This is a genomic window from Nocardia seriolae NBRC 15557 (assembly GCF_007990715.1).
GTDB lineage: Bacteria > Actinomycetota > Actinomycetes > Mycobacteriales > Mycobacteriaceae > Nocardia > Nocardia seriolae.
Genome location: NZ_BJWY01000204.1, coordinates 1 through 7,165 on the forward strand (window position 1 = coordinate 1; position 7,165 = coordinate 7,165).

Below are 7,165 nucleotides of genomic sequence, written 5' to 3' on the forward strand. Positions count from 1 at the left end.
GGGGGGAACCTCATACATCGTGGTGGATCGGGTGACCGGGGGCCGGGTTGCCTTCGTGAATACCGACAACGCCTGCCTGTTCCAGTCGGTGCACCTGGTGGTGATGCAGCGGCTGCAGCAGCGGTTCGGGGATCTGTACACCGAGCGCAACGTCAATCTCAACGCGACGCACAATCACAACTCCTGTGGCGGTAGCGCGCGGGAGTACGCGTACTCGTTGGCCGCCATGGGGTTTCAGCAGAATTCGCATGACGCCGAGGTGAACGGGATCGTCAAGGCGATCGTCAACGCGCACGAGAATCTCGGGCCGGGCTCGATCATGCTCGGGCACGGGGAGTTGCACGACGCCAGCGCCAACCGGTCTCGGGTCGCATTCGAGGCGAACCCGGCCGAGGACAAGGCGGCCTTCCCCAACGCCATCGATCCGAAGGTCACCGTGCTGCGGTTCCGGCAGGGCGGCAAGGATGTCGGGGCCGTCACCTGGTTCGCCACGCACGGCACTTCGCTGACCGATCGCAATACGCTCATCTCCGCCGACAACAAGGGCTACGCCAGTTATCGGTGGGAGCACGACGAGATGGGCGTGCGGCATCTGGACGGTCCGCCGTCGTTCGTCGCCGCCTTCCCTCATACCAATCCGGGCGATATGACGCCCAACCTGTGGATCCGGCCCATGCACCCGTCGGGGCCCACCGAGGACAACCGGACCAACTGCGCAATGATCGGCGAGCGCCAATATCAGGCCGGGCGCAGGGCTTTCGACGCCGCGACGCCGATGAACAGCGCCGGTGTGGATGCGGTGCTGCACTACGTGAACCTGGCCGACACCGCCATCGACGGCGACTACACCCCCGACGGCAAGCCCGCCCGCACCGCCCCCGCCATGATGGGCGCGGCGGCCATGGCGACCAGCACCGAGGACAACTGGAACTCGCAGCTGTCGTTCCTGCAGGAGGGTGACGCCAATCCGATGGTGGCCGCGCTCGGCGGTCTGAACTCGCCGATCGAGGACTGGATGCGAGATGTCCAGGCCCCCAAGCTGATTCTGGCTCCGCTCGGGGTGCTGCCGCCGCGGCCGTGGGTGCCGCAGATCGTGCCGTTGCAGCTCATGCGGATCGGTGATCTGGTGCTGGCGTCGGGGCCGTCGGAGTACACGGTGGTGTCGGGGCTGCGGATCCGCCGCCTCGTGTCCCGCGCGCTCAATGTCCCGATCGAGAACGTCCTGGTGCAGGGCTACGGAAACGGCTACAACGGCTATGTCACCACGCCCGAGGAGTACGCGCTCCAGCAGTACGAGGGCGGGGAGACCCTGTACGGGCGCTGGACGCTGTCCGCGCACATGCAGTAATTCGACAGGCTGGCAAAGGCTTTGGCGGCGCGGGTGGATCTCGGCCGCGGCCCGGCCCCGTTGGACTGGAACTTCGGGTTGCAGCCCAACCTGCTGCCCCCGGTCCCGGCCGACCTGCCGCACGCGGGGCGCGCGTTCGGTGACGTGCTCACCCAGCCCGGTACCGACTATGCGGCGGGACAGACGGTTTCGGTGGAGTTCGTCGGCGCCCACCCCAACAACGACTTCCGCCTGGACGGCACCTACTTCGAGGTCCAGCAGAGTTCCGGCGGCGACTGGCGACGTGTCTACGACGACAACGACTGGTGCACCGAACTGCACTGGTCGCGCCCGGACGGCCAGGCGGCCGCCTCCACCATCCGGATCCAGTGGACGGTCCCGGACGGCGTCTCCGGGAGCTGCCGCATCCGGTACACCGGAAACAGCCGCGACGGCGCTGGAACCGTCACCGAATTCACTGGAACATCGGCGGAATTCGTGATCGGCTGATCCCATGTTCGTCAGACCAGCCGAAGCCGCCGACGAGAAGCTCCTGTGGGCGATGCTCTACGAGGCGTCATACGCCCACGAGAACGGGATGGACTACCCGGACCGGCTGCGCGATGTGCCGACCCTCGCGCACTATGTCGAAGGCTGGGGAGCCGCAGGTGATCTCGGCGTGGTCGGCGGATTCGACGGGGTTCCACTGGGCGCCGCGTGGTTGCGATTGTTCGGCCCCGAGGGCCCGGCCTACGGCTACATCGATGCCGACACTCCGGAGCTGGCCATCGGTGTCGCGCCCGAGGGTCGCGGTACCGGACTCGGCACCACCCTGATGTCGGCCCTGATCGACGCCGCCCGCGACAAGCACGACGCCGTCTGTCTGAGTGTGCGACTGGAGAATCCGGCGTACCGGCTGTATCGGCGGCTCGGCTTCGTCGACGTCGAAGGTTCGGGCAAGATCAATCTCGCCGGAACCACTAGCGTCACAATGGTTCTGCGCTTCCGCTGACCTACTCCGCCACCGCTCTGTCAGCCCCGCGGCGCGAGATCGAAGGCCAGCCGTCCGGCCCAGAGGTAGTCGGCCCGGTCGAACAGCATTCGGATCTCGGGCCGCGCGTCCTCCGGAATCCTGGCCAGCTCCTCGTGCACGGGGTTCCGGAATGCCTCGCCGCGCGCCGTCATCACCGGCAGCCAATTGTCATGGTGATTGGGCACGAACACCTTCGGTCGCAACGCCTCGACATAGCTGCGCGGATCCCGCAGCCCATTGGTGAACTGGTTGAACCCCTGCACCGCGCCGATGTGCACGTCGGAGGCCGGCAGCCCGCGCAGCACCTCCAGCACCTGCGGCGCCCGGTCCAGCAGCGGGCCGGACGAGTCGTGCCAGGTCAGCACGAAATCACCGAGGCGGAACTGGTACAGCAGCACCCCGCCCTCCGGCGCGAACAGGTTCCGTGCCAGATGTCCCGCGTCGGCCCGATTCGGCGGATAGGTGCGGATATCGCACAGGCAGGGCCGCGGCCGCACCGGACTCGACGCGTCGTGTCCCTCGTGCCGGGGCGTGCGCGCCGAGTGCAGATGCCGGATCGCGGTGACCGAAATTCCCGGCGCGAGTTCGAAATCATGCCGTTCACCCGGTGACGATGAGCTGGAACCCAGTTCCTTGCAAGACAATTCGGCGCCCGCCACCTGCTTCCGGACGGTCGCGCAATGCTCCGCTGTGCCGTGCACCACGGCCCCGCTGGCCCGCGCGATCGCCCCGGCGTCGGCCGCGTGATCGAAGTGCCCGTGCCCGATGAAGATCGCCGCCGGGTCCAGCGCCGCGACCTCCTCGGGTGTGGTCGGCACATACCCGGAGGTCGCCCCGCGCGGCACCCACGCGTCCAGCAGGAACACCACCCCGCCCAGCGCCACCGCGAAACTGGCACACCCGAACCAGGACACCAGCACCTGATCCGCGCGCACGGCCCCGCTCACCGGATCCACGGCCTCCGGCCCGAAGAAGCGTCGACGTGCGGCGATGGTTTGTCTACCGGGCACCCGGTTCCCCTTGTCTCGCGTCGTGACGGGCATCACCCCCGCCTGCCGCCCCGCATTCTGCCCCGAACCGACCGGACTGTCACCCAATTGGAGTGGCCGGTGTGGAGCCGCCACGGTCGCCCACGACCGGAGCGGACGCGGTGGTACCTTCAGCCGCACTCGCGTCGTCGCGCCCGGCGGTGGCGCGGGCGCAGTTCCACGACACCCCGCGTTCCAGCGGACCGCGGCCCAAGACCAGCACCCACACCGTCGACGCCGCGACGGTCATCGCCAAGAACACGGCCAGCAGCAGATTGCCGGTCGCCCCCGTCACCGCGTTGCCCAGCAGCCACACCGCGATGACGTGCGCCGAATACACCGTCAGCGGCAGGGCGCCGACCGCGATCAAGGGAAACAACAAGGGCCGCAGCCGATTCGCCGCGAACGGCAGTGTGCCGATCACCGTCAGCGCGAACCCCAGCGAGCCCGCGATCTCGAAGTTTGAGCCGGAATGCGGTTCGGCACGCCGACGTGCACCGTGATCATCCCCAGCACCGCGAGCCCACGGGCGGCGTCGACGGCCGCGATGCGGGAAATGATCGCGGGCGGCCGCGCGGGAGCGGCGATTGTGGTCGTCATACCCGCATGGTGCCGAGTCCTTCATTAGCGGATCGTGAGGCGACCGCAGCCGATCAAAAGGAGAGCGAGATGCGGCGCATGCAGTCTCGCGGAGGTAACCGAGACCTTGCCGTTGCCGTGGGCAATCGATCGGTGAATCCTGGAATCGCACCGTGATGAAGCGGTTGGTAAATGTTCAGCCCGCTGTTAAACAGTCGGCGTTGCATCGTATTCAGAGGTAGCTGAACGACGGCTGCCCGTAGGGCAATTGGGGCTCACCATGTACAACGACGTGCATGTGGCCGCGCAAGATCGCGAAGACCACAAGTACACGATGCGCATCAGCCGGCTGGCGATCGACAAGCTCGGCATCCGGCTCTACGACCGGGTTTCGGCGGTGCTGGCCGAACTCATCGCGAATTCCTACGACGCCGACGCCACCGAGGTCGAGGTCGTGCTGCCGTGGGGCGCCATGCTGGCCGGAACCGTGAGGGCCGCAGACGAACCCGCGTACGAGATCATCGTCTCCGACAATGGTCACGGCATGACCGCCGAAGAGGTCAACGAGCACTATCTGATGGTGGGCTCCGACCGTCGCGTGCGTACCGGCTCGGACCTGTCTCGCGAGCGCAGGCGGCCGGTCATGGGGCGCAAGGGGATCGGGAAGCTGTCCGCCTTCGGCATCTGCCGCACCATCGAGGTGATCACCGCCGGCAGCCGGGACTACGACCGAACCACGCTGGGCTGGAAGGTCTCTCACATCGTGATGGACCTCGACGACATGCTCTCCGACACCGAGCGCGACTACTTCCCGCGGCCCGGTTCGCTGGACGGCAGCTTCACCGCCAAGCGCGGGACGACCATCATCCTTCGCAATTTCTTTCGTAAAAGGGTCAATTCGGGCACGGAACTGAATCGGCAGCTGGCGGCGCGCTTCGGCATCGAACGCACCGACTGGCGGGTCGAGGTGCGCAATGCGATCGGGCAGGAGAGCTTCATTCTCAGCCAGCTGCCCATCGACGTCATGGAGGAGACCCGCATCGACGTCAGCCGGGTGCCGGTGCGGTTCGGGCGGCAATTCCTGCCGATAACCGGCTGGATCGCCTATTCGAAACAGCCGTACCGCGACGAGGCGATGGCCGGTGTGCGTATTTACGCGCGCGGCAAGATCGTCGCGCAGACAAGGGATTTCGGCATCTCCTCCGGATTCACCGGCGAATTCAAACTGCGCTCGTATCTGGTCGGCGCGATCAATGTGGACTGGCTCGACGATGACGACGACCTGGTCCGCTCCGACCGCCAGGACATCATGTGGAGCTCCCCGCGCGGGGAGGCCCTCGCCCAGTGGGGCCGCGCGCTGATCAAGGAGATCGGCCGCCTCGGGGAGAAATCCATCCGCCGCCGGGTCTGGGAGGAGTTCGTGGAACGCTCGCGCATCCACGAAACCCTCGACGCCATCGCCCCCGGCGACCGCCTGTTCCGCGACTCCGTGCTGGACGCCGCGCGAATCCTGGTGGCCAACAAGGACCGCGCCTCCCTCGACGATCCCGCGCACATCGAGAACATGCTGCGCCTGGCCCTGTCGCTGGGCCCGCAGCGCAGCCTGCTCGACACCCTCAAGGAGATCGCCGAGGACGCCGACCCCGAATTGGACGTCGTGGTAGCGCTTTTCGAGCGCGCCCGGGTGGCCGAGATCTACTCGCTGGGCCAGATCGCCAGCGAGCGCGTCGCGGTGGTGGACCGCCTGCGCACGCTCATCGACGACCGCCGCTCCCTGGAGCGTCCCTTCCAGGAGCTCATCGAATCCGCCCCCTGGCTGCTGGCCCCCGAGTGGACCCCGCTGGGCATGAACGAATCCCTCAAGCGCGTGCGCGCCAGCTTCGAACGCTGGTACGCACAGAAATTCGGCGCACCGCTGGTCACCAGCACCATCGGCAGCCCCAAGCGCGAACCCGACTTCGTCCTGCTGCACGACTCCGGCGAACTGTGGATCGTCGAGATCAAGCGCATGGACTACCACCTCACCGACGAGGAGTACAACCGCGCCGTGAACTACCTCTACGAGCTCGACCACTTCCTGGACGAGAACCCCCGCATCGGAGCCCAATTCCCGCGCCGCCGACTCACCTTCATCGTCGACCACATCGACAAACTGGGCCCGGCCTCGCTCTCCTCGCGGATCAGCGACCAACGGGTGGACCGCCGCACCTGGCGCGAACTGCTCGACTCCACCCTGCGCGCCCACCGCGACTTCCTCGAACGCGTCTACGCCATGCGCGGTTCCGACGACCCCGGCGACGAATCCCCGAACCGCAACATGCGCGCCGGCTGAGCGGGGAACAGGCGCGCTGGGTGCGGCCACCCGCGCCACGCTGCCAGCGCCGGGCCGAAGCGAGCACGGCCCGCGTGATCGCGGCAGCGCAGGGTGCGGGAACGCGGTGCCCGGACCGAGGGAAGGGCCGGTCCGGGCACCTGCGGCGGCCTGCCGCACCACGAAAGCGCCCCCGCCCGACCACTTCCCGCCGCGCATACCTCCCCGCGCGGGTAGCCGCTCCCCGAATCAAGATCAGGGAGCTCTCACCGCGGAATTTTGCCCGAATCGCCGCAGTGGGAGCTCCCTGATCTTGGTCAGCATGTGGCGGATGCGCAGAAGTGTCGCGGCGGTGGGCAAGGGGCACCCGATGCCGAGCTGGGCGGGAGCGTTTCGGGAACCGTTGCGCGCGTGCATATTCGGCGGCTCGGTGCGCGGAAGGATGTATCTTGCCGTTGGGGAATGGTCGGCGGTCGCGTGGTGGATGGGTGATGCATTGCGGCCGGGTTATTCGATAAGTGGGCAGGGCCACAAATGTTGGTCGCGGTCATGGGATGGGGCGGGCGGGTGTGGGCGGCCGACCGGGCGGGGGCGCGGCGTGACACCATGGTTCGCGGCACGTGCGGGGACGTGGAGTATCCGATTGGTCGAGAAGGTCAGGTAATGGTGCGCGGCACGGTCAAGTGGTTCGACAGCGAGAAGGGCTTCGGCTTCATCAGCCCCGATGAGGGCGGGCCGGACGTGTTCGTGGAGTACACCGCGGTCGAAGGGGACGGGTTCCGCTCGCTGGTCGAGGGGCAGCGGGTCGAGTTCGAGGTGCGGCGCACCAAGCCCGGGCCGGAAGCGGTCATCGTGCGGGTGGTCGCGACCGTCACGTACTAGTGTCC

The 7,165-nt window shown here is 67.5% G+C and carries 6 protein-coding genes and 1 pseudogene; 4 read left to right on the forward strand and 3 right to left on the reverse strand.

All coding sequences use genetic code 11. The annotated features are described in order from the left end of the window. Together NS2_RS34500 and NS2_RS34505 are read left to right on the forward strand one after the other, a co-directional pair. Positions 1 to 1,837 (forward strand): annotated as a pseudogene (locus NS2_RS34500) (neutral/alkaline non-lysosomal ceramidase N-terminal domain-containing protein); the annotation flags it as partial. Between the two features lie 4 nt (positions 1,838 to 1,841). Next, positions 1,842 to 2,339, forward strand: a complete 498-nt coding sequence (locus tag NS2_RS34505; RefSeq protein WP_147207428.1) for a GNAT family N-acetyltransferase — start codon at positions 1,842 to 1,844, stop codon at positions 2,337 to 2,339. A gap of 20 nt (positions 2,340 to 2,359) precedes the next feature. Here NS2_RS34505 and NS2_RS34510 read toward each other — a convergent pair whose 3' ends face one another. The 3 genes from NS2_RS34510 to NS2_RS36540 all read right to left on the reverse strand — a co-directional run bounded on the left by NS2_RS34510 (position 2,360) and on the right by NS2_RS36540 (position 3,988). After that, complete coding sequence (locus NS2_RS34510) at positions 2,360 to 3,370, reverse strand: MBL fold metallo-hydrolase (protein WP_228102459.1); 1,011 nt, start codon at positions 3,368 to 3,370, stop codon at positions 2,360 to 2,362. Positions 3,371 to 3,449: 79 nt separating this feature from the next. Then, positions 3,450 to 3,812, reverse strand: coding sequence for a hypothetical protein (locus tag NS2_RS34515; protein WP_033091541.1), 363 nt, complete (start codon positions 3,810 to 3,812; stop codon positions 3,450 to 3,452). A 2-nt stretch (positions 3,813 to 3,814) separates the two neighbouring features. Beyond that, positions 3,815 to 3,988, reverse strand: coding sequence for a hypothetical protein (locus tag NS2_RS36540; protein WP_155239853.1), 174 nt, complete (start codon positions 3,986 to 3,988; stop codon positions 3,815 to 3,817). A 259-nt stretch (positions 3,989 to 4,247) separates the two neighbouring features. Between NS2_RS36540 and NS2_RS34520 the strand changes: the two genes are divergently transcribed. Together NS2_RS34520 and NS2_RS34525 are read left to right on the forward strand one after the other, a co-directional pair. Continuing rightward, on the forward strand, positions 4,248 to 6,299 hold the full coding sequence (locus tag NS2_RS34520; protein ID WP_081986459.1) for an ATP-binding protein: 2,052 nt from the start codon (positions 4,248 to 4,250) through the stop codon (positions 6,297 to 6,299). Between the two features lie 642 nt (positions 6,300 to 6,941). Beyond that, the gene (locus NS2_RS34525) at positions 6,942 to 7,160 is read left to right on the forward strand and encodes a cold-shock protein (protein WP_033091543.1); all 219 of its coding nucleotides are present in this window, start codon (positions 6,942 to 6,944) and stop codon (positions 7,158 to 7,160) included. Positions 7,161 to 7,165: the final 5 nt, after the last annotated feature.